This window comes from Nocardia sp. NPDC055002 (assembly GCF_053608825.1).
This window is the reverse complement of the sequence record NZ_JBSGWE010000007.1, coordinates 327,438-345,290: the sequence shown is the minus strand read 5'-3', so window position 1 is coordinate 345,290 and position 17,853 is coordinate 327,438. Positions and strand designations below refer to the sequence as shown.

Here is a 17,853-nt window from a genome sequence, read left to right as displayed (position 1 = left end):
TTTCTCGAACGTTATGCGCAGATATGAAACTTATGGACCAAAGTGACGGCCGTCACAATAGTTGCTCATGCTCGTCGGCATGAGTGATACCACCGCAGCGCGGAAACGCGACCATACCCACTGGCTGTACATCGCGGTGATCATTGCCGTCGTGGCCGGCGTCGTTGTCGGCCGGGTGGCCCCGGAATTCGGTCAGTCACTCGCGCCGCTCGGCACCGTGTTCGTGAACCTGATCAAGATGATGATCGCACCTGTCATCTTCTGCACGATCGTCCTGGGCATCGGTTCGGTGCGCGCGGCCGCGACCGTCGGCAAGGTGGGTGGCCTGGCCATCGGCTATTTCCTCGCGATGTCGACGGTCGCGCTCGGCATCGGGCTCGTCGTCGGCAACCTCATCGATCCGGGCGAGGGCCTGAACGTCGGCGCCACCGGAGCGGGCGCGAAGTACGCCGATCAGGCGCACAGCGCGGGCGGTACCTGGGACTTCATCCAGAACATCGTGCCGACCACGCTCGTGTCCTCGCTCACCGCGGGCAGCGTGCTGCAGGCGCTGTTCGTCGCGCTGCTGGTCGGGTTCGCCGTGCAGGCGATGGGCGAGGCGGGCGCACCGATCCTGCGCGCGGTCTCGCTGGGCCAGAAGCTGGTGTTCCGGATCCTGTCGATGATCCTGTGGCTGGCGCCGATCGGCGCGTTCGGCGCGATCGCGAACGTGGTCGGCCGCACCGGCTGGTCGGCGGTGGTGCAGCTGGCGACGCTGATGATCGCGTTCTATCTGACGTGCCTGGTGTTCGTGTTCGGTGTGCTCGGGGTGATCTTGCGGATGGTCTCGGGCGTCTCGATCCTGAAGCTGTGCCGCTACCTGTCGCGTGAGTACCTGCTGATCGTGGCGACCTCGTCGTCGGAGTCGGCGCTGCCGCGCCTGATCGCGAAGATGGAACACGCGGGGGTCGAGCGCACCACCGTGGGTGTTGTGGTCCCGACCGGGTATTCGTTCAACCTCGACGGCACCGCCATCTACCTGACCATGGCCTCGATCTTCATCGCCGACGCCATGGGCAAGCCGCTCGAGCTCAGTGAGCAGTTCGGCCTGCTGCTGTTCATGATCATCGCGTCCAAGGGCGCCGCGGGCGTGACCGGCGCCGGCCTGGCCACCCTCGCCGGTGGCCTGCAGAGCCATCGCCCCGACCTGCTCGACGGCGTCGGCCTGATCGTCGGCATCGACCGCTTCATGTCGGAAGCCCGTGCGCTGACCAACTTCTCGGGCAACGCGGTGGCCACCCTGCTCATCGGTACCTGGACCAAGACCGTCGACGCCGACCGGACCCGGCGCGTGCTCGATCGTGAGCTGCCCTTCGACGAGGAGACGATGGTCGACGACCACATCGACAACCACGTCGACGAACATCGCGTCGACATCACGAAACCTGTTCCGGCCCAGGTGGTCGACGCGCAGTGAGACAGCCGAAAGGCCCCGCGACGAGATCGCGGGGCCTTTCGACGGTGAGATCCTGGACCGGCTAGATTCTGGACCACTTGCCGGGGTTGAGGTGGAACTGCACCAGGGCGGTGGCATGACCGTGGCCGAGGCCGTGCTCGGACTTCAGCCAGGTGACCAGGGCAGTGTGCCCGGTCGGCTCGGCCGCGGCGAGCAGGGCGAACCACTCGTCGACGGTGCGCCCGTACTTGGTCTCGATGGTGGGAAAGTAGGACGCGGGGCCGTGCGGCGCGTTCGCCATGGTGGTTCCTCCTCGACAGGTGATCGTTATCGGTGGAGACGGTGCGGCGGTGCGAAATTCATCGCTGCTGGGGTCATGCCGCGACGAGTGCGTGATCGGTGGTGGTCGAGCGGCGTTCGCGGATCAGCAGCACGCCGGCGAGCGCGACGAGTACGGCGGTGAAGCCGTGGACGCCGAACGCGGTGGCGGTGGAGCCGTGCCAGCTCAGGACGGTGGCCATGTCCCCGAACGGGGTGAGCGAGGTGGCCAGCATGGCGACGCCGAGCGCGAAGCGCTGCTTGGTGGCCAGCAGGCCGAGGATCACCAGGCCGCTCACCACGTCGCGGACGCCCTTGAGGTTCAGGAAGGCCACCGCGTCCCCCTCGGGTACAGCGGGGAGGCCGAAGCCCGCGGCTGTCATCTCCGGGGCGATGAGGTAGTTGATGCCGACGTAGATGATGAACAGGCCGCCGAGCAGGGAGAGGGCGGTGGCGATGCGCGAGGTGGTCATGAGGTGCTCCTGAATCTTGTTGCTTGCTCTGAAATCTAGCGGCGCTAGGTGTTGAGAGAACAATAACCCGATCCTCGCTATCTTGTCTAGCGTTGCTAGAATATCGAGCATGAGCACCCAGCAGCGCAAGGAACGCGAACGCGCCGAACGGCATCAGCGGATCATCGACACCGCGCGCGAGATGGCCGAAGCGGAAGGCTGGGACGCGGTCACCATCCGCAAACTGGCCGACCGCATCGAATACAGCCAGCCCGTGCTCTACAGCCATTTCGCGAACAAGGCGGCCATCGTCGGCGCCGTCGCCCTGCAGGGCTGCGTCGAACTCGCCGAGCAACTGAAGCAGGCCCGCGAGGCGGCGACCACCCATTCCGAGGTGATCGCCAACGTCGCGCGCGCCTACCTCGACTTCGCCACCGCCAACCCGGCCCGCTACGACGCCATCTTCCAGCAGAAGACCGACCTGAACTTCGGCCTCGACGCCCCGCAGCCCCTGCGTGACGCCTTCGCCGGCCTGGAAGCGATGTTCTCCCCCTATGCCGAGGGCGACGATCTCGGCGCCCGCACCGAAGTGGCCTGGGCATCCCTGCACGGCCTGGCCACCCTCGACCGGGGTGGACGGCTGCGCCCCGAACTGCGTGAACGACGCCTCACCCTGCTGGTCGACGGGACCAGCGAGGCGACAGCCGATCCGGCCTGAGCGAGGCGACGGCGCGTCGAACCTGCCGGGTGACCCAGCGCACCTGGACGGGCTCGTCGCTCCGCGTAGGTTGGAGGCAACGACGCAGGTCGGCAGAGCGGGGCGAGGGCGAAGGGACGGCGGATGGCGGAAGTCGTAGTAGTGGGGTCGGGGCCGAACGGTCTTGCCGCGGCGGTGATCGCCGCTCGCGCCGGGTTGTCGGTGCGGGTCCTCGAAGCGCAGGAACAGGCGGGCGGCGGCTCGCGCACGGCCGAGCTGACCCTGCCCGGATTCCATCACGACATCTGTGCGGGCGCGCATCCGATGGCGTTGGCGTCACCGTTCTTTCGGGCTTTCGACCTCGAGGCGCACGGCGTCGACCTGCTCACCCCGACCGTTTCCTACGCGCACCCCCTCGACGGCGGGATCGCCGGATTGGCGTGGCGCAACATCGAATCCACCGTCGCCGACCTAGGCCGCGACGGTCGCCCGTGGCGCGACCTGTTCGCGCCGCTGGTCGAGCACTGGCCCGATGTCGTCGACCTGGCCATGTCGGATCTGCGGCACCCGCCACTGCGCGTCGGCACCGGCATCAAGTTCGCGACCCGTCTGCTCGAACAGGCGTCCCCGCTGTCGGACAGCCGTTTCAGCGATGACGTCGCGCCCGCGATGTTCAGCGGGGTGGCCGCCCACGCCATCACCTCACCGCGCGCCTTCCCCGCCGTGGGCGCGGCCCTGCTGCTCGGCACTCTCGCGCACGCGGGTGGCTGGGTGATCCCGCGCGGTGGCAGTCAAGCCATCCCGAACGCGATGATCGCCGAGATCGAACGTCTCGGCGGCGAGGTGCGCACCGGGCACCGGGTCGACGATTTCGCCGAACTCGCCACCGCGCGCACGGTGCTGTTCGATACCTCGCCCGCCGAACTCCTTCGCATCGCCGGTGACCGTCTGCCCTCGCGATACCGCAACAGCCTCGGGCGTTTCCAGTACGGCAATGCCGCGTGCAAGGTCGACTTCGCCCTGGCGGGACCGGTGCCGTGGGCTGCCCCCGGCGCCGACCTGGCGGGCACCCTGCACCTGGTCGGCACCAGGGCGCAGGCGATGCACGCCGAACATCAGGTCGCCACCGGCACTTTCGCCGATCAGCCCTTCGTGCTGGCCATTCAGCCCGGCGTGGTCGACTCCACCCGGGCTCCGGAGGGGCAGCACACTCTCTACACCTACGCCCATGTCCCCAACGGCACCGATCGCGATATCAGCGATCAGGTGATCGACCAGGTCGAACGTTTCGCGCCCGGTTTCCGCGACCTGATCCTGGCGAAACACGTGACACCGGCTGCCTTCATGCCCGCGCACAACGCCAACTACATCGGCGGCGACATCTCGGCGGGCGCGATGACCACGCGTCAGACCCTGTTCCGGCCGCTCGCTCGCTGGAATCCTTACTCCACCCCGATTCCGGGCACTTACCTGTGCTCGTCGTCGACTCCACCGGGTCCCGGTGTCCATGGGATGCCGGGCCTGCACGCGGCGCATCACATGCTGCGCAACCGATTCGGCATCGTCACCGACCCGCTCGACCTGTTGCGCGGCGAGGCGCCCGCCTACCGGTAGGGCTTCATCGGTGCGTCGTGGACCTTGTCGGGCTCGAACACATCGGGCTCGAGGTAGATCGTGCACGTGTTCGGCACGGCGATGTGGATACGGTCGTCGGCGGCGTCGATCACCTCGGCGACCTGGGTGATGTCGAGGCCCGCGTGCAGCGCGATCTTGGCGTTGATCAGCAGATCCTGGGGCCCGAGGTACTGGGTCTGCATCCTGATCACGCGCTCGATCCGCGGATCGGCCAGCAGCGCCGACCGAATCGCGGTGTCGTCCTTGGCCGTCGCGCCCTCACCGATCAGCAGGCTCTTGGTCTCCACGATCAGGATCACCGCGTTCACGCCGAGCAGGATGCCGATGAACAGCGTGCCGACGCCGTCCCATACCGCGTTTCCGGTGAGCACCGACAGACTCACCCCGGTCAGGGCGAACAGCAGGCCGATGATCGCGCCCGCGTCCTCGAGCAGCACCACGGGCAGTTCGGGATTGCGGGTGTGGCGGATGAAATACCACCACGAATTCTTGCCCTTCAGCGGCGCCGACTGCTTGCGCGCGGTACGGAAACTGGCGCTCTCCAGTACCAGCGACACCCCGAGGATCCCGATCGCCACCCAGGCCGAAACGATCTCCTCGGGGAACCGGATCTTGTGGATCGCCTCGTTGATCGCGAACAGCGACCCCATCACGAACAGGACGAGCGCGACGACGAACGAATAGAAATACCGATTGCGCGAATACCCGAAGGGGTGCAGCGTATCCGCGGGCTGGTCGGCCCGATTGCGGCCGACCAGCAGCAGCGCCTCGTTCCCGGTATCGGCCACCGAGTGCACGGCCTCGGCCAGCATCGCCGACGAGCCGGTGATGAACGCGCCGATGAACTTCGCGACCATGATCCCCGCGTTCGCCCCGAGTGCGGCGAGGATCGCGATCTTGCTGTCTTCACCTTGCTCGGCCATATCGGAACGCTACCGCCAACACCGAGCCACGCACCGACCTCGGCACCGTGTCGTCGGCCGAGAACCGCGGCGCCAGCCGCTATTCAACTCGGTACAGATCGGGTTCCAGGTAGATGAGGCGGGCCATGGGGACTGCTGCGCGCACGCGCGTTTCGGCGGCGTCGATCGCCTCGGCGACATCGGCGATGTCCAGGTTCGGGGCGAGGGCGACCTTCGCGGCGACCAGCATTTCGTCCGGGCCGAGGTACTCGGTCTTGAGGTGGATCAGCGAGGTGATCCTGGTGCCGTCGACCAGGTTCTCGCGGATCGCCCGACCCTGTTCGGGGGTGGCGCCCTCACCGATGAGCAGGCTCTTCATCTCCACGATCAGCACGATCGCGATGATGCCGAGCAGGACACCGATCGACAGGGTGCCGATGCCGTCGTAGATCGGGTTGTCGGTGACCATGGTGAGCCCGACGCCACCGAGGGCGAGCACCAGACCGATCAGCGCGCCGGTGTCCTCGAGCAACACCACCGGCAGCTCGGGGCTGCGCGAGTTGCGGATGAACCGCCACCAGCTCGCGTTGCCCTTGAGCGGCCTGGATTCGCGGACCGCGGTGAGGAAGCTGAAGGTCTCGAGGCCGATCGCGATCACCAGGATGACGACCGCGACGATCGGCTGACTCAGCTCTTCGGGGTGCTGGATCTTGTGGATGCCTTCGTAGATCGCGTACACCGAGCCGAGGGTGAACAGCACCAGCGCCACGACGAACGAGTAGAAGTAGCGATTGCGGCCGTAGCCGAACTGGTGCAGCTCGTCGGCGTCCTTGGCGGCGGCGCGCTGGCCGAACAGCAGCAGGCCCTGATTCGCGGTGTCGGCGACCGAGTGCACGCCCTCCGCCATCATCGAGGCCGAACCCGTGATGAACGCGCCGACGAACTTCGCCACCGCGATCCCCGCGTTGGCCGTCAACGCCGCGACAATCGCCTTCTTGCCACCACCAGCCGACATGCCGGCCCGCCCTTCTGTTCACTGAACACGACTCGCCACAGCCTAATCGGACACAGCCGCGAACCGGTCATCAGTCCCTTGCGGCATGGGCGCGGCGAAGGCGGTTCAGTTGTCGCCGACGCAGGCGCTGAACAGCTGGGCGGGGCCGCGCAGCGCGCGCGCCTTGATGTCGGTGTCGGCAGCGGAGATCCAGGCCGCGCTGCCACGTTCGACGATGAGCGTGTGCCCGTTCTCGGAGAGTTCGAGCGTGCCCGCGGTGCACAGCACGATGCCGGGGCCCGCGTCGGCGAGCACGACCGGCTCGTCGTCGGCGCCGAGGTCGAAACGGCACAGGGCGAATTCCGGTGCGGGCGTGCGGTATCGGATGCCGCCGTCGCTACCGGGTTCGGGTTCGATCACCGGCAGGTCGATCGGCTCGAAGTCCAGCACCCGCAGCAGTTCTGGCACGTCGACGTGCTTGGGGGTGAGCCCACCACGCAACACGTTGTCGGAATTGGCCATGATCTCCACGCCCACCCCGCGCAGGTACGCGTGCAGATTGCCGGCCGCGAGGAACAGCGCCTGGCCAGGTTCCAGGGTCAGCCGGTTGAGCAGCAGCGCGGCGAGGACGCCCGCGTCGCCGGGGTAGACCTCGGCCAGTTCGAGCGCGGTGCGCACCTCGGCGGTGAACTCGTGCGCGCCCTTGCTCGACAGGTAGGTCACACAGCCCTCGAGCACCGTGGGCAGCAGCTTCGACAGCACGGCGGGCGGCAGCGTGATCCAGGTGGTGAACAGGGTGCGCAGACCGGCCGAATCGGGCTGGGCGGCAAGCAGTTCGGCGTAGATGTTGAGGCCGGGTACATCCAGCGCGCGCAACAGGTCGACGGTGCGGTGCGGATCGCGGAACCCGGCCAGCGCCTCGAAACGTTCGAGTGCGACAACGAGTTCGGGCTTGTGGCTGTCGTCGCGGTAGTTGCGCAGCGGCGAATCCAGTGCCACGCCGGTGCGGTTCTCGCGTTCGAAACCGGCACGCGCCTGCGCCGAACTCGGGTGCGCCTGGAGCGAGAGCGGTTCCTCGGCGGCGAGGATCTTCAGCAGGAACGGCAGCCGGGCGCCGAAAGTGTCGGCCGCTGGTCCCAATTCACCCGCAGGGTCGGCCATGAGGACATCGAGCAGTGAACGTTTGCCCGAGCCGGTCTGCACGTGCGCGGGATCGGCCGGGTGCGCGCCGAACCACAGTTCGGCTTCGGGATGGGCCGATGGCACCGGCCGTCCGCACAGCTGAGCGAGCGCGGTGCGCGACCCCCATGCGTAAGAACGCAGCGCACCAACGAGTTCCTGCACTAGTAGCGTCCCCCGTCGTATCGATCCGGTTCGGGCGCGGCGGCACCGCGCGCACCGGTGAGTCGAAGATAGGCCGCGGCCATGTCGAGCCGCAGCGCGAGCACAGCGAGCTGCTCGAGTTCGCTGCCGTGTCCGCCCCCTGCGGCGGAGTCGGCAGCGGTGCGTTCGATCGCGGGCGCGGCGCCGGGGTCGGCGAGCTGGGATTGCAGCACGTCGACATCGGCATGGACCAGATCGGCGTCGACCAGGCCCGCGCCCGCGCCTTCGAAGACCGCGAGCTTGCGCCGGGCGGCGGCCTGGTCGGGATGCACGCTCAAGGCCAGCACCCGGACCCGGTCGACCGGGGCGGGACCGTCGAGTTCCTCGTCATGGAACAGCGGATCGAAGCCGGGCGCGGTGCCGCCGGTGGCAGCGGCCAGGCGCCCGACCGCCGCGACGGCGTCGGCGAGATCGGCGGCCGAAGCCAACCGGCCCGCGGACTGCAGCAGCACCTCGGTGCCGTGACCGGCCAGTTCCACCGCGGCGGGCGAGTCGCCCGCGAGGACGATCCCCACCCCGTGCATCCGCGCGGCGAGGGTCTTGGCCGGGTTGTGGAAGACCTCGTTGGTGGGGCCGTCGCGCAGCGCTTCGGCGTCGAGCATGTCGGCCAGCGCGGTGAGATCGGGCGTGGCCGGGCCGCTGCGCTGGGCGTCGACCCCACGCAGCACGGCGATGCCGACGGCGAGGAAACGCAGCAGCCGATTGTGGTCGAGAACGGGCACCCTCGGTTCGAGCACGATCGCGCGACCGGCGGCGACCGCGCGCAACGGACCCTCGTTGGGCGCGGCGATCACCACCTCGGCGCTGCGGCGCAGGGCACGGTCGACGGCATCGATCAGCCGCGGGTCACCCGCGTCGTCGCCGGCCACCAGGACCACGTCCAGCGGACCGACCCACGGCGGCAGCGCGGTGACGGGCACGATCGGCAGCCCGGCCCGATCGCCGAGCGTGGCGACGAGCAGTCCGGCCGCGCGCGCGGCGCGACCCGATCCCGCCACCAGCACCAGGCTGCGCGGGCGCAGGTCGGAGAGCCGTTCGATGAGCGAGGTTTCGGCGACCGCCGCCGCGGTGGCCCGCACCTGGGCGCCGCCCGAGGCCGCCGAGCGCAGGGCGCCGCCGGTGTCGGCCGCCGCCAGCGACTCGGCATCGTCGAGGTCGAATACCGGTGTTCCAGCGATCATCGCCGAATCCACCTCCCCTCATCGCGCTGTGTCGTCTGTGACTCCACTATTCCAGCCGGGCACCGGCAATGCTCGTAATCCGCCGTCGCCGAATACCGGGCATGTGATTCCACGGGTACTGGTTTCATCTTCCCAGTCAGGCGCGGACGATGCTCAGGATCTCGGTCACGAGTGCGTTTACATCGTCGCGCGATCCGGCCTCGACATTGAGTCGAAGCAGCGGTTCGGTATTCGATGCGCGCAGGTTGAACCAGGCGTGGTTGCCCAGGTCGACCGTGACGCCGTCCATCCGGTCCACCGACTCGGTGCGGTCGGCGAACGCGGCGAGCACGGCGGCGGTGCGGTCGGCGGCGTCGGCGACGGTCGAGTTGATCTCGCCCGAGGCGGCGTACACGTCGTAGGCGGCCATCAGGTCCGAGACCGTACGCTCGCCCTCGCCGAGCGCGGCCAGCACGTGCAGCGCGGCCAGCATGCCCGAGTCGGCACCCCAGAAATCGCGGAAGTAGTAGTGCGCCGAGTGCTCGCCACCGAACACCGCGCCGGTCGAGGCCATCTCCTGCTTGATGAACGAGTGCCCCACCCGCGTGCGCACCGGCTTGCCGCCCAGCTCCTCGACCAGCTCGGGCACCGCGCGCGAGGTGATCAGGTTGTGGATCACGGTCGCGCCCGGCTCCTTGGCCAGCTCACGCTGCGCCACGATCGCCGTGATCGCCGACGGCGACACGGGCTCGCCGCGCTCGTCGACGACGAAGCAACGGTCGGCGTCGCCGTCGAAGGCCAGGCCGATGTCGGCGCCGCTGGAGCGCACCAGCGCCTGCAGGTCGACGAGGTTCTTCGGGTCGAGGGGGTTGGCTTCGTGGTTGGGGAACGAGCCGTCGAGTTCGAAGTACAGCGGCACGATCGTGATCGGGCCCAGGGTGCCGAGGACGGCGGGCACGGTGTGGCCGCCCATGCCGTTGCCGGCGTCGACCGCGATGGTGAGCGGGCGGATCTGGTCGAGGTTCACCAGTTCGCGCAGGTAGTCCGCGTAGTCGGCGAGCAGATCGGTGCTGGTGGCGGTGCCGGGCGCGCCGTCGTAGGCGGGCACGCCCGCGATCACCTCGGCCGCGATGGTCGCCAGCCCGGTGTCCTGCCCGACGGGCAGCGCGTTCGCGCGGCAGAGCTTGATGCCGTTGTACTTGGCCGGGTTGTGACTGGCGGTGAACATGGCGCCGGGACAACCGAGCTTGCCCGAGGCGAAGTAGAGCTGGTCGGTGGAGGCCAGACCGATGTGCACCACATCGAGGCCCTGGGCCCGCACGCCCTGCGCGAACGCCTCGGACAGCGCGGGGGAGGACTCGCGCATGTCGTGGCCGATCACGACGCGGGTGGCGCCTTCTTCGCGCATCAGACGCGCGAAGGAAGCGCCGACATCGCCGACGAACGCCTCGTCGATCTGTTCGCCCACCACCCCGCGGACGTCATAAGCCTTGATCACGGCATTCACGAGTTCGCCAGAGCGCGCGAGGGTCGTCATGGGGCTAACCCTAGCGGGCTGCGCCGACTCTCCGGGATCCTGGCCGGACTAGCTACGGATCCGGCAGAACCCGTAGGTGGCCGCGGCGGCCCGTGCGCGCGGTGCGGGGGGCCGCGGCGGCGTTGTCGCGGTAGCCCGGCTGGTCGGCTTCGGCGGGGCGGCGACGCAGGCCCGCTTCGCGGACGGCTTCGGCCAGCGCGGTGAGATCGTCGTCGTCGGGGGTGCTCGAGGAGAAGCCGCCTTCGTGGCGGACCAGTTCCCAGCCCTTGGGCGCGGTGATGCGGCAGGCGTGCGTTTCGCAGAGATCCCAGGAATGCGGTTCGGCGACGGTGGCCAGGGGTCCGACGACAGCGGTCGAGTCGGAGTACACATAAGTCAGCGTCGCTACAGCCGGGTTCTTGCAGCCGGGTCGGCAGCAACGACGCATAGGGATCACGACGTCGAGATTAGCCCTCCGCGGCCCGAAAGTGGATACGGACACGCCCTAATGAGCGAAGGCGGAGGACGTCTATTCGGGCTCGGGATCGATCAGATCGGGATCGACGCCGAGGTAGGTCGCGATCTGCTGGACGAGGACCTCGCGCAGCAACTCGACCAGATCGTCGGGATCGGCGGCCCGCAATTCCAGCGGCTTGCGGAACAACACCACTCTGGCGCGAGTGGCCGCACCGTGCCGGTCGACGCCCGCGGGGATCAGCCGCGACAGCGGCACCGGTCCGTCGGCGACCACCTCATCCGGCCAGGTGACCGAATCAGGATGCAGTGGACGGATTTTCGGAACATCGTCGACGGCGATGTCGAGCTTGGTGAGGCGATCGTGCCAGCGGGTGTCCAGTGGGGCGAATGCCTCGAGCACGAGCCGATCGAATTTCTGGCCCCTGGTGCGCCACGCGGGCACCGTCGGCGGGAGCATGGGGCCACGGACACCGCGGCCGCGGCGGGTCACCGAACGAGCGGTGGGTGCCGGGGAATGACGCCGGGAACGTGCCATGGGTCTTTCACCTCTCTCGCCTGCACCGTGAAAATCAACAAGGGCGTTCGCCCGGAGACACCGACGTACTGCGCCTGCGTGGCTCCGGGCCAGGCCTGGAGAGAGTCTACTTTCGAACAGTCACTTAACCGATTCCGCGCTTCAGCCTGCGACGCTCTCGTTCCGAGAGACCGCCCCAGATGCCGAAGCGTTCATCATGTGCCAGTGCGTATTCCAGGCACTGGTCACGTACTTCACAGCCCAAGCAGATGCGCTTGGCCTCACGCGTCGAGCCGCCCTTCTCGGGGAAGAACGCCTCGGGGTCGGTCTGAGCGCAGAGGGCACGTTCCTGCCACTGCTCTTCGATCGACTCGAACATTTCGTCGAAGCCCGTAACGACCAGACTCAGCCGGGGAGCCGCGACTTCGCTTACCACGTCCGGTTCCTGCCAGCTCATGTCAGCGCAGACAGCGTGAGCTGCGCCTGCTGTGGAATCGGTCGGCGAGACCAGATCTTCGGTCATCGTTCCGCCTCCTCACTATGTGTTAGCGCAGAATGATTCTTTCCGTCGGTCCGAATGAGATCTCCGACGGCCCAACACCGCGACGTAGTCTCGCGGGCTTCCCCGAGCCTGCCTTCCGGCGAGCGGGAACCTTCTCGCAAACGTCCCCTGCGCTATGTCCTCGCGCCGTGGCCGTTTCCGGCGACTTGGAACCCTCTCGCAAACGCCCCCGCGCTATGCCCTCTCGCGGTGACCGGAATGACATGTCTGTGATTAGACACGCCGCACTTGCCGGTGGTCAACCCGCCGTCACCCTTCCGTTACACTCCGCACCCGCCTTTCGTGTTGATCTTGTTATGTGCCGTGGCAAATGACCAGCAACTTCGCTGTCGTTCGGCGCGGAACCAACCGGCAACCGCCACTCACTAGGCTGTGACCCTGTGACTGCACAACACGCGGTGCGCGAGCCCAAGATCGCCGTTCTCGTCGGCGGTGTCGGCGGTGCCCGGTTCCTCCAAGGCGTCCGGCAGCTGCTGCCCGAAGCCGACATCTCGGCCATCGTCAACGTCGGCGACGACGTCTGGATGCATGGCCTTCGCATCTGTCCCGACCTCGACACCTGCATGTACACCCTCGGCGGTGGCATCGACACCGAGCGTGGCTGGGGCCACGCCGACGAAACCTGGCACGCGAAAGAGGAGCTGGCGAAATACAACGCCCAGCCCGATTGGTTCGGCCTGGGCGATCGCGATATCGCCACCCACCTCATCCGCACCGAAATGCTGCGCGCCGGATATCCGCTGTCGGCGGTCACCGAAGCGCTGTGCAATCGCTGGCAGCCGGGAGTGAAGCTGATCCCGGCTACCGACGATCGCTGCGAAACCCACGTGGTGGTCAGCGATCCCGACAATGCTGGCGAACGTCGCGCGATCCACTTTCAGGAATGGTGGGTGCGGTACCGCGCGGCGCTCCCGACTCACGGATTTGCCTCGATCGGCGCCGAGCAAGCCTCTCCGGCGCCGAATGTGACCGAAATCATAGGCTCCGCTGACGCCGTGTTGCTGGCCCCGTCCAACCCCGTGGTGAGCATCGGCGCGATCCTCGCCGTGCCCGGGATCAGAGGCGCGCTACGCACCAGCGAAGCCAAGGTGATCGGCCTCTCGCCGGTGATCGACGGAAAGCCGTTGCGCGGCATGGCCGATGAGTGCCTGACGGCGATCGGCGTCGAGTCCACCGCCGAGGCGATCGGCCGCCACTACGGCGCCCGCTCGGCCACCGGCATCCTCGACGGGTGGCTGGTGCACTCCACCGACTCCGCCGATGTTCCCGGCGTGGAGGTGCGCAGCGTTCCGCTGTTGATGAGTGACCCCGACACCACCGCTGAAATGGCGCGCGCCGCACTGGAATTGGCGGGAGTGAAGGCATGAGTTCGCAGGAGAACGGCACCGGCGGCGCGTTGCCCGACCACGCCGCCGACGAGTTGCGGATCCTCCCGGTGACCGGGCTGCCGGAGTTCCGGCCCGGCGACGACATCGCCGAACACCTTGCGGCACAGGCGCCCTGGCTCGCCGACGGCGACATCATCGTGGTCACCAGCAAGATCGTGTCGAAGGTCGAGGGGCGCATCGTCGTCGCGCCGGTCGACCCCGAGGAGCGCGACACCGCTCGTCGCAAGCTGGTCGAGGACGAAGCCGTGCGGGTGCTCGCGCGCAAGGGCCGCACCCTCATCACCGAGAACCGGCTCGGCATCGTGCAGGCGGCCTCCGGTGTGGACGGCTCCAACGTGGCCGAGGGCGAATTGGTGCTGTTGCCTGTCGATCCCGACGGCAGCGCGAAGTCACTGCGCACCGCGCTCGCCCAGCGGCTCGGCGTCGACGTGGCCGTGGTCGTCACCGACACCATGGGCCGGGCCTGGCGCAACGGGCAGATCGACGCGGCCATCGGATCGGCCGGGCTGCGGGTGCTCCATGACTACGCCGGCTCGGTGGATGGGCAGGGCAACGAACTGCACGTCACGCAGGTGGCCATCGCCGATGAGCTCGCCGCCGCGGCCGATCTGGTCAAGGGCAAGCTCGGCGGAGTCCCGGTGGCGGTGGTGCGCGGGCTGCGGACCGACGACGACGGGTCGACCGCGGCGGCATTGCTGCGCGGTGGCATCGACGACCTGTTCTGGCTCGGCACCGCCGAAGCGCTCGAGCAGGGCCGCAAAGAAGCTGTGCCGCTGCGCCGTTCGGTGCGAGCGTTCACCGCCGAGGCGGTGGACCCGGAACGCATCCGCGCCGCCGTGGCGGTCGGCCTCACCGCGCCCGCGCCGCACCACACCCGCCCGGTGCGCTTCGTCTGGCTGCGCAAGGCGACGCTGCGGGCCCAGCTGCTCGATGCCATGACCGAGAAGTGGAGCGAGGACCTCGCCGCCGACGGGCTCGACCCCGAACGCGTGCGGCGTCGAATCGCGCGTGGCCGAATCCTTTTCGACGCGCCGGAAGTGATCATCCCGTTCTGCGTGCCCGACGGCGCCCACGACTATCCCGACGCTCGTCGGCAGGCCGCCGAGCAGACGATGTTCACGGTGGCCGTCGGCGCGGCGGTGCAGGGGCTGCTGGTGGCGCTGGCCGCCGACGGCCTCGGCAGCTGCTGGATCGGCTCGACCATCTTCGCGCCCGAGATCGTTCGTGAGGTCCTCGGGCTCGACGAGGACTGGATGCCGCTGGGCGCCATCGCGATCGGTCATCCACTGGAGGAGCCGGTGGCGCGCACCGTCAGCTCGGCGGGCACCGGCCTGGTGGAACTGTGAGCGCGGAGTCGCTGCACGCGTCGGCCACCGAGTTGCTCACGCACTGGGAACCCGAGACCCGCGCGGATCACTCACTGCGCGAAGCGATTCTGGCCTTCCTCGGTTCGGCTCCCCGCGGGTGTCTACGCGAACACGCGCCCGGCCACATCACCGCGTCGGCGATCGTGTTGTCGCACGACCGCCGCGACATCCTGCTCACCCTGCACCCGCGCGTCGGTCGCTGGATCCAGCTGGGTGGTCATTGCGAACCCGATGACAAGACCGTGCAGGACGCGGCGCTGCGGGAGGCGGTGGAGGAATCCGGCATCCCCGACCTGATTCTCACGCCGGGTCTCTACGGCGCGCAGGCGCATCCGATCACCTGCTCGCTCGGCGTGCCGACGCGGCATCTGGACCTGCTCTTCGAGATCATGGCGCCCCCCGGCGCGGTGCCGGTCCGCAGTGCCGAATCGACCGATCTGCGGTGGTGGCCGGTCGACGGGCTACCACCGGGCGCGGACGTGCTACTTCCGGTCAGAGGCCGAATGTAAAGGCCCCTGAAAAGGTCACTGACCTGTAACGACGGCGACCGTGTCCAGTGGGGGCACGGTCGCCGTCCGCGTTACCGGGTCGTCACTGCTTTACAAATTAGCCAATTTGTCTAGACAGCGGACGCATCCGGACATATCGTCTGTGACAGAGAGTTACGCACATCACACGTGTGAGATGTGCCTCGGAACTGGAGACGATGATGTCGACTGATGCCAACGCGTCCGAGCAGCGGGTCGCACCGCCGCAGTGGCGAGATTCCAAGCGATATTTGTGGCTGTGGGGGCTGTTCGCCCCGACCGGCCTGTTCACGATCGCGATCCCCCTGATCTGGGGCCTCAACCAGCTCGGCTGGCATCGCATCGCCGAGATCCCGTTCTGGCTCGGGCCGGTGCTGGTCTACCTCGTGATCCCGCTGGCGGACCTGTTCTTCGGTCCCGACGGCAACAACCCGCCCGACGAGGTGATGGAGTACCTGGAGAACGACAAGTACTACCGCTACCTCACCTACCTGTACCTGCCGTTCCAGTACGCCTCGCTCATCTTCGCCTGCTACATCATCACCGCGCCGAACCTGCACTGGCTCGGCTTCCCCGGCGGCGCCAATGTGGTCGACAAGATCGGTATCGCGATCAGCGTGGGCATGATCGGCGGCATCGGCATCAACACCGCGCACGAACTCGGCCACAAGAAGGTCGAACTGGAACGCTGGCTCGCGCGCATCGCGCTGGCCCAGTCGTTCTACGGGCACTTCTACATCGAGCACAACCGCGGTCACCACGTGCGGGTCGCCACTCCGGAGGACCCCGCGAGTTCGCGCATCGGTGAGTCCTTCTGGGCATTCTGGCCGCGCACGGTCTGGGGCAGCCTGCGCTCGGCCTGGCATCTCGAGAAGGAACGTCTGGGTCGGCTCGACAAGAGTCCATGGACGCTGCGCAACGACGTGCTCAACGCCTGGGCGATGTCGGTGGTGTTGTGGCTCGGATTGATCGCCGTGTTCGGCATCGAGGTACTGCCGTATCTGATCCTGCAGGCCGTGATCGGGTTCAGCCTGCTCGAATCGGTGAACTACCTCGAGCACTACGGCCTGGTCCGGCAGAAGACCGCCAGTGGACGCTACGAACGACCCGCGCCCGCGCACAGCTGGAACAGCGACCACATCGTCACCAACATCTTCCTCTACCACCTGCAGCGCCACAGTGACCATCACGCGTATCCGACCCGGCGCTACCAGACGCTGCGCAGCTGGGACGGTGCGCCGAACCTGCCCAGTGGCTACGCCAGCATGATCCTGCTCGGCTACTTCCCGCCGATCTGGCGCAAGGTGATGGACAAGCGCGTGCTCGCGCACTACGGCGGGGACGTCACGCTCGCCAATATCGAACCCAAGCGCCGGGAGCAGGTGCTGGAAAAGTACGGAACCGAGGTCCAGTCGTGAGCGCCTACAAATGTCCGGTGTGTGATTTCGTCTTCGATGAAGCCAAAGGCGCGCCACGCGAAGGATTTCCGCCTGGCACACTGTGGACGGCCGTTCCCGACGACTGGTGCTGTCCGGACTGTGGGGTGCGGGAAAAGATCGACTTCGAGGCGGTAGGAGTTTCGCAGTGACCGACTACAAGCTGTACCAGTGCGCACAGTGCGGTTTCGAGTACGACGAGGCCCAGGGCTGGCCCGACGACGGCATCGCCCCCGGCACCCTCTGGGAAGACATCGCCGACGACTGGACCTGCCCGGACTGCGGTGCCCGCAAGTCCGACTTCTTCATGGTCGAGATCGAACGTTCGTGAGCGTCGCGGGTACTCCGCGCACCGGTTCGCGCATCCCGTATCAGGAGGCCGCGCGCGAACTGCTGCGCAACTCGGTCCTGGACGGGATGCGCGAACTGCTCACCGAGCGTGACTGGTCCAAGGTCACGCTCGGTGACGTCGCGGCCAGGGCCGGGGTGAGCAGGCAGACGCTCTACAACGAGTTCGGTTCGCGCGCGGGGCTCTCGCAGGCCTACGCGCTACGCCTGGCCGACGACCTCGTCGACCATGTGCGCGAGGCGCTCGATGCCAACGTGGGCGACGCGCGCGCCGCGATCCGGGTCGGGATGACCGGCTTCTTCCTCTCCGCCGCGGGCGACCCACTGGTCCGTTCGCTGCTGAGCGGGGAGATGAAGCCGGACCTGTTGCGGTTGATCACGCTGGACGCGGCGCCGCTGCTCGAGCACGCCACCGCGCGCCTGACCCAGGTTTTCGCGCACAGCTGGGTGAACGCGACCGATGCCGAGGCCGACGTGCTCGCGCACGCGCTGGTGCGGATCGCGCTGAGCTACATTCCGAATCCGCCCGTGCCCGAACGCGACGCCGCGGCCGAGATGAGTGCCTTGCTCACCCCGTACGTCGAGGCAATTGTGCAGGTACGGGGCATCCGTGTCCCATCCGGTGAAGTGGATCACTGAGAGAAGTCACCAGCTCTGGTTCGCCCCTGTGTAACCATCACCACGTTTGAGGATCTGCCGCTGTGTAACGCGCCTACGGTCTGTCAGTATTCACATCGGTCGG

20 protein-coding genes are annotated in these 17,853 nt (G+C 67.8%); 10 read left to right on the top strand and 10 right to left on the bottom strand.

What is annotated here, in order from left to right; genetic code table 11:
- The first annotated feature begins 79 nt into the window (after positions 1 to 79).
- Positions 80 to 1,456 (top strand): cation:dicarboxylate symporter family transporter, encoded by a 1,377-nt coding sequence (locus ACWF99_RS27390; protein ID WP_378632542.1) that lies wholly within the window; start codon positions 80 to 82, stop codon positions 1,454 to 1,456.
- A gap of 61 nt (positions 1,457 to 1,517) precedes the next feature.
- On the opposite strand, the gene ACWF99_RS27385 is transcribed toward ACWF99_RS27390, so the two are convergent.
- Entirely contained in the window at positions 1,518 to 1,736 is a 219-nt protein-coding gene (locus ACWF99_RS27385; RefSeq protein ID WP_378652122.1) for a DUF4287 domain-containing protein, read from the bottom strand.
- A gap of 73 nt (positions 1,737 to 1,809) precedes the next feature.
- Positions 1,810 to 2,226, bottom strand: a complete 417-nt coding sequence (locus ACWF99_RS27380; protein ID WP_378632546.1) for a DUF4267 domain-containing protein — start codon at positions 2,224 to 2,226, stop codon at positions 1,810 to 1,812.
- A gap of 109 nt (positions 2,227 to 2,335) precedes the next feature.
- On the opposite strand from ACWF99_RS27380, the gene ACWF99_RS27375 reads away from it, so the two are divergent.
- Together ACWF99_RS27375 and ACWF99_RS27370 are read left to right on the top strand one after the other, a co-directional pair.
- A complete protein-coding gene (locus ACWF99_RS27375; protein ID WP_378632549.1) occupies positions 2,336 to 2,923 on the top strand; it encodes a TetR/AcrR family transcriptional regulator in 588 nt (195 codons plus the stop codon).
- Positions 2,924 to 3,046: 123 nt separating this feature from the next.
- Complete coding sequence (locus tag ACWF99_RS27370; RefSeq protein ID WP_378632551.1) at positions 3,047 to 4,516, top strand: phytoene desaturase family protein; 1,470 nt, start codon at positions 3,047 to 3,049, stop codon at positions 4,514 to 4,516.
- Here the strand turns inward: ACWF99_RS27370 and ACWF99_RS27365 are convergent.
- The 8 genes from ACWF99_RS27365 to ACWF99_RS27330 form a co-directional block, all read right to left on the bottom strand.
- Positions 4,507 to 5,460, bottom strand: a complete 954-nt coding sequence (locus ACWF99_RS27365) for a cation diffusion facilitator family transporter (protein ID WP_452537740.1) — start codon at positions 5,458 to 5,460, stop codon at positions 4,507 to 4,509. The two genes, ACWF99_RS27370 and ACWF99_RS27365, sit on opposite strands and share 10 nt — an antisense overlap.
- Positions 5,461 to 5,539: 79 nt before the next feature.
- On the bottom strand, positions 5,540 to 6,454 hold the full coding sequence (locus ACWF99_RS27360; RefSeq protein WP_452537739.1) for a cation diffusion facilitator family transporter: 915 nt from the start codon (positions 6,452 to 6,454) through the stop codon (positions 5,540 to 5,542).
- Positions 6,455 to 6,559: 105 nt separating this feature from the next.
- Positions 6,560 to 7,777 (bottom strand): mannose-6-phosphate isomerase, class I, encoded by a 1,218-nt coding sequence (gene manA / locus ACWF99_RS27355; RefSeq protein ID WP_452537738.1) that lies wholly within the window; start codon positions 7,775 to 7,777, stop codon positions 6,560 to 6,562.
- Positions 7,777 to 8,997 (bottom strand): tobH protein, encoded by a 1,221-nt coding sequence (locus tag ACWF99_RS27350; RefSeq protein ID WP_452537737.1) that lies wholly within the window; start codon positions 8,995 to 8,997, stop codon positions 7,777 to 7,779. Before ACWF99_RS27350 ends, manA begins: the two co-directional genes overlap by 1 nt.
- A gap of 136 nt (positions 8,998 to 9,133) precedes the next feature.
- The gene (locus ACWF99_RS27345) at positions 9,134 to 10,513 is read right to left on the bottom strand and encodes a phosphomannomutase/phosphoglucomutase (protein WP_452537736.1); all 1,380 of its coding nucleotides are present in this window, start codon (positions 10,511 to 10,513) and stop codon (positions 9,134 to 9,136) included.
- Between the two features lie 52 nt (positions 10,514 to 10,565).
- Positions 10,566 to 10,940, bottom strand: a complete 375-nt coding sequence (locus ACWF99_RS27340) for a DUF3499 domain-containing protein (RefSeq protein ID WP_378633427.1) — start codon at positions 10,938 to 10,940, stop codon at positions 10,566 to 10,568.
- An 81-nt stretch (positions 10,941 to 11,021) separates the two neighbouring features.
- Positions 11,022 to 11,504, bottom strand: a complete 483-nt coding sequence (locus ACWF99_RS27335) for a metallopeptidase family protein (RefSeq protein WP_194826429.1) — start codon at positions 11,502 to 11,504, stop codon at positions 11,022 to 11,024.
- A gap of 124 nt (positions 11,505 to 11,628) precedes the next feature.
- Positions 11,629 to 11,862: a WhiB family transcriptional regulator gene (locus ACWF99_RS27330; protein ID WP_133733920.1), complete on the bottom strand. Its 234-nt coding sequence runs from the start codon at positions 11,860 to 11,862 to the stop codon at positions 11,629 to 11,631.
- Between the two features lie 581 nt (positions 11,863 to 12,443).
- Between ACWF99_RS27330 and cofD the strand changes: the two genes are divergently transcribed.
- From cofD to ACWF99_RS27295, 7 genes are all read left to right on the top strand, one after another.
- Positions 12,444 to 13,412, top strand: a complete 969-nt coding sequence (cofD, locus tag ACWF99_RS27325; protein ID WP_452537765.1) for a 2-phospho-L-lactate transferase — start codon at positions 12,444 to 12,446, stop codon at positions 13,410 to 13,412.
- Entirely contained in the window at positions 13,409 to 14,779 is a 1,371-nt protein-coding gene (locus tag ACWF99_RS27320; protein ID WP_378632569.1) for a coenzyme F420-0:L-glutamate ligase, read from the top strand. Before cofD ends, ACWF99_RS27320 begins: the two co-directional genes overlap by 4 nt.
- On the top strand, positions 14,776 to 15,309 hold the full coding sequence (locus ACWF99_RS27315; protein ID WP_378632571.1) for an NUDIX hydrolase: 534 nt from the start codon (positions 14,776 to 14,778) through the stop codon (positions 15,307 to 15,309). Before ACWF99_RS27320 ends, ACWF99_RS27315 begins: the two co-directional genes overlap by 4 nt.
- Before the next feature lie 197 nt (positions 15,310 to 15,506).
- Positions 15,507 to 16,745 (top strand): alkane 1-monooxygenase, encoded by a 1,239-nt coding sequence (locus ACWF99_RS27310; protein WP_378652100.1) that lies wholly within the window; start codon positions 15,507 to 15,509, stop codon positions 16,743 to 16,745.
- Positions 16,742 to 16,915, top strand: a complete 174-nt coding sequence (locus tag ACWF99_RS27305) for a rubredoxin (protein WP_082844102.1) — start codon at positions 16,742 to 16,744, stop codon at positions 16,913 to 16,915. Before ACWF99_RS27310 ends, ACWF99_RS27305 begins: the two co-directional genes overlap by 4 nt.
- Positions 16,912 to 17,094, top strand: a complete 183-nt coding sequence (locus ACWF99_RS27300; protein WP_378632574.1) for a rubredoxin — start codon at positions 16,912 to 16,914, stop codon at positions 17,092 to 17,094. Before ACWF99_RS27305 ends, ACWF99_RS27300 begins: the two co-directional genes overlap by 4 nt.
- Entirely contained in the window at positions 17,091 to 17,750 is a 660-nt protein-coding gene (locus ACWF99_RS27295; protein WP_378632576.1) for a TetR/AcrR family transcriptional regulator, read from the top strand. The genes ACWF99_RS27300 and ACWF99_RS27295 overlap by 4 nt, the downstream gene beginning before the upstream one ends.
- Positions 17,751 to 17,853: the final 103 nt, after the last annotated feature.

What these genes read in the sequence shown, in the direction of transcription:
- ACWF99_RS27390 (WP_378632542.1), top strand. Translation starts at nt 80, where the DNA reads ATGAGTGATACCACCGCAGCGCGGAAACGCGACCATACCCACTGGCTG.
- ACWF99_RS27385 (WP_378652122.1), bottom strand. Translation starts at nt 1,736, where the DNA reads ATGGCGAACGCGCCGCACGGCCCCGCGTCCTACTTTCCCACCATCGAG.
- ACWF99_RS27380 (WP_378632546.1), bottom strand. Translation starts at nt 2,226, where the DNA reads ATGACCACCTCGCGCATCGCCACCGCCCTCTCCCTGCTCGGCGGCCTG.
- ACWF99_RS27375 (WP_378632549.1), top strand. Translation starts at nt 2,336, where the DNA reads ATGAGCACCCAGCAGCGCAAGGAACGCGAACGCGCCGAACGGCATCAG.
- ACWF99_RS27370 (WP_378632551.1), top strand. Translation starts at nt 3,047, where the DNA reads ATGGCGGAAGTCGTAGTAGTGGGGTCGGGGCCGAACGGTCTTGCCGCG.
- ACWF99_RS27365 (WP_452537740.1), bottom strand. Translation starts at nt 5,460, where the DNA reads ATGGCCGAGCAAGGTGAAGACAGCAAGATCGCGATCCTCGCCGCACTC.
- ACWF99_RS27360 (WP_452537739.1), bottom strand. Translation starts at nt 6,454, where the DNA reads ATGTCGGCTGGTGGTGGCAAGAAGGCGATTGTCGCGGCGTTGACGGCC.
- ACWF99_RS27350 (WP_452537737.1), bottom strand. Translation starts at nt 8,997, where the DNA reads ATGATCGCTGGAACACCGGTATTCGACCTCGACGATGCCGAGTCGCTG.
- ACWF99_RS27345 (WP_452537736.1), bottom strand. Translation starts at nt 10,513, where the DNA reads ATGACGACCCTCGCGCGCTCTGGCGAACTCGTGAATGCCGTGATCAAG.
- ACWF99_RS27340 (WP_378633427.1), bottom strand. Translation starts at nt 10,940, where the DNA reads ATGCGTCGTTGCTGCCGACCCGGCTGCAAGAACCCGGCTGTAGCGACG.
- ACWF99_RS27335 (WP_194826429.1), bottom strand. Translation starts at nt 11,504, where the DNA reads ATGGCACGTTCCCGGCGTCATTCCCCGGCACCCACCGCTCGTTCGGTG.
- ACWF99_RS27330 (WP_133733920.1), bottom strand. Translation starts at nt 11,862, where the DNA reads ATGTTCGAGTCGATCGAAGAGCAGTGGCAGGAACGTGCCCTCTGCGCT.
- ACWF99_RS27320 (WP_378632569.1), top strand. Translation starts at nt 13,409, where the DNA reads ATGAGTTCGCAGGAGAACGGCACCGGCGGCGCGTTGCCCGACCACGCC.
- ACWF99_RS27310 (WP_378652100.1), top strand. Translation starts at nt 15,507, where the DNA reads ATGATGTCGACTGATGCCAACGCGTCCGAGCAGCGGGTCGCACCGCCG.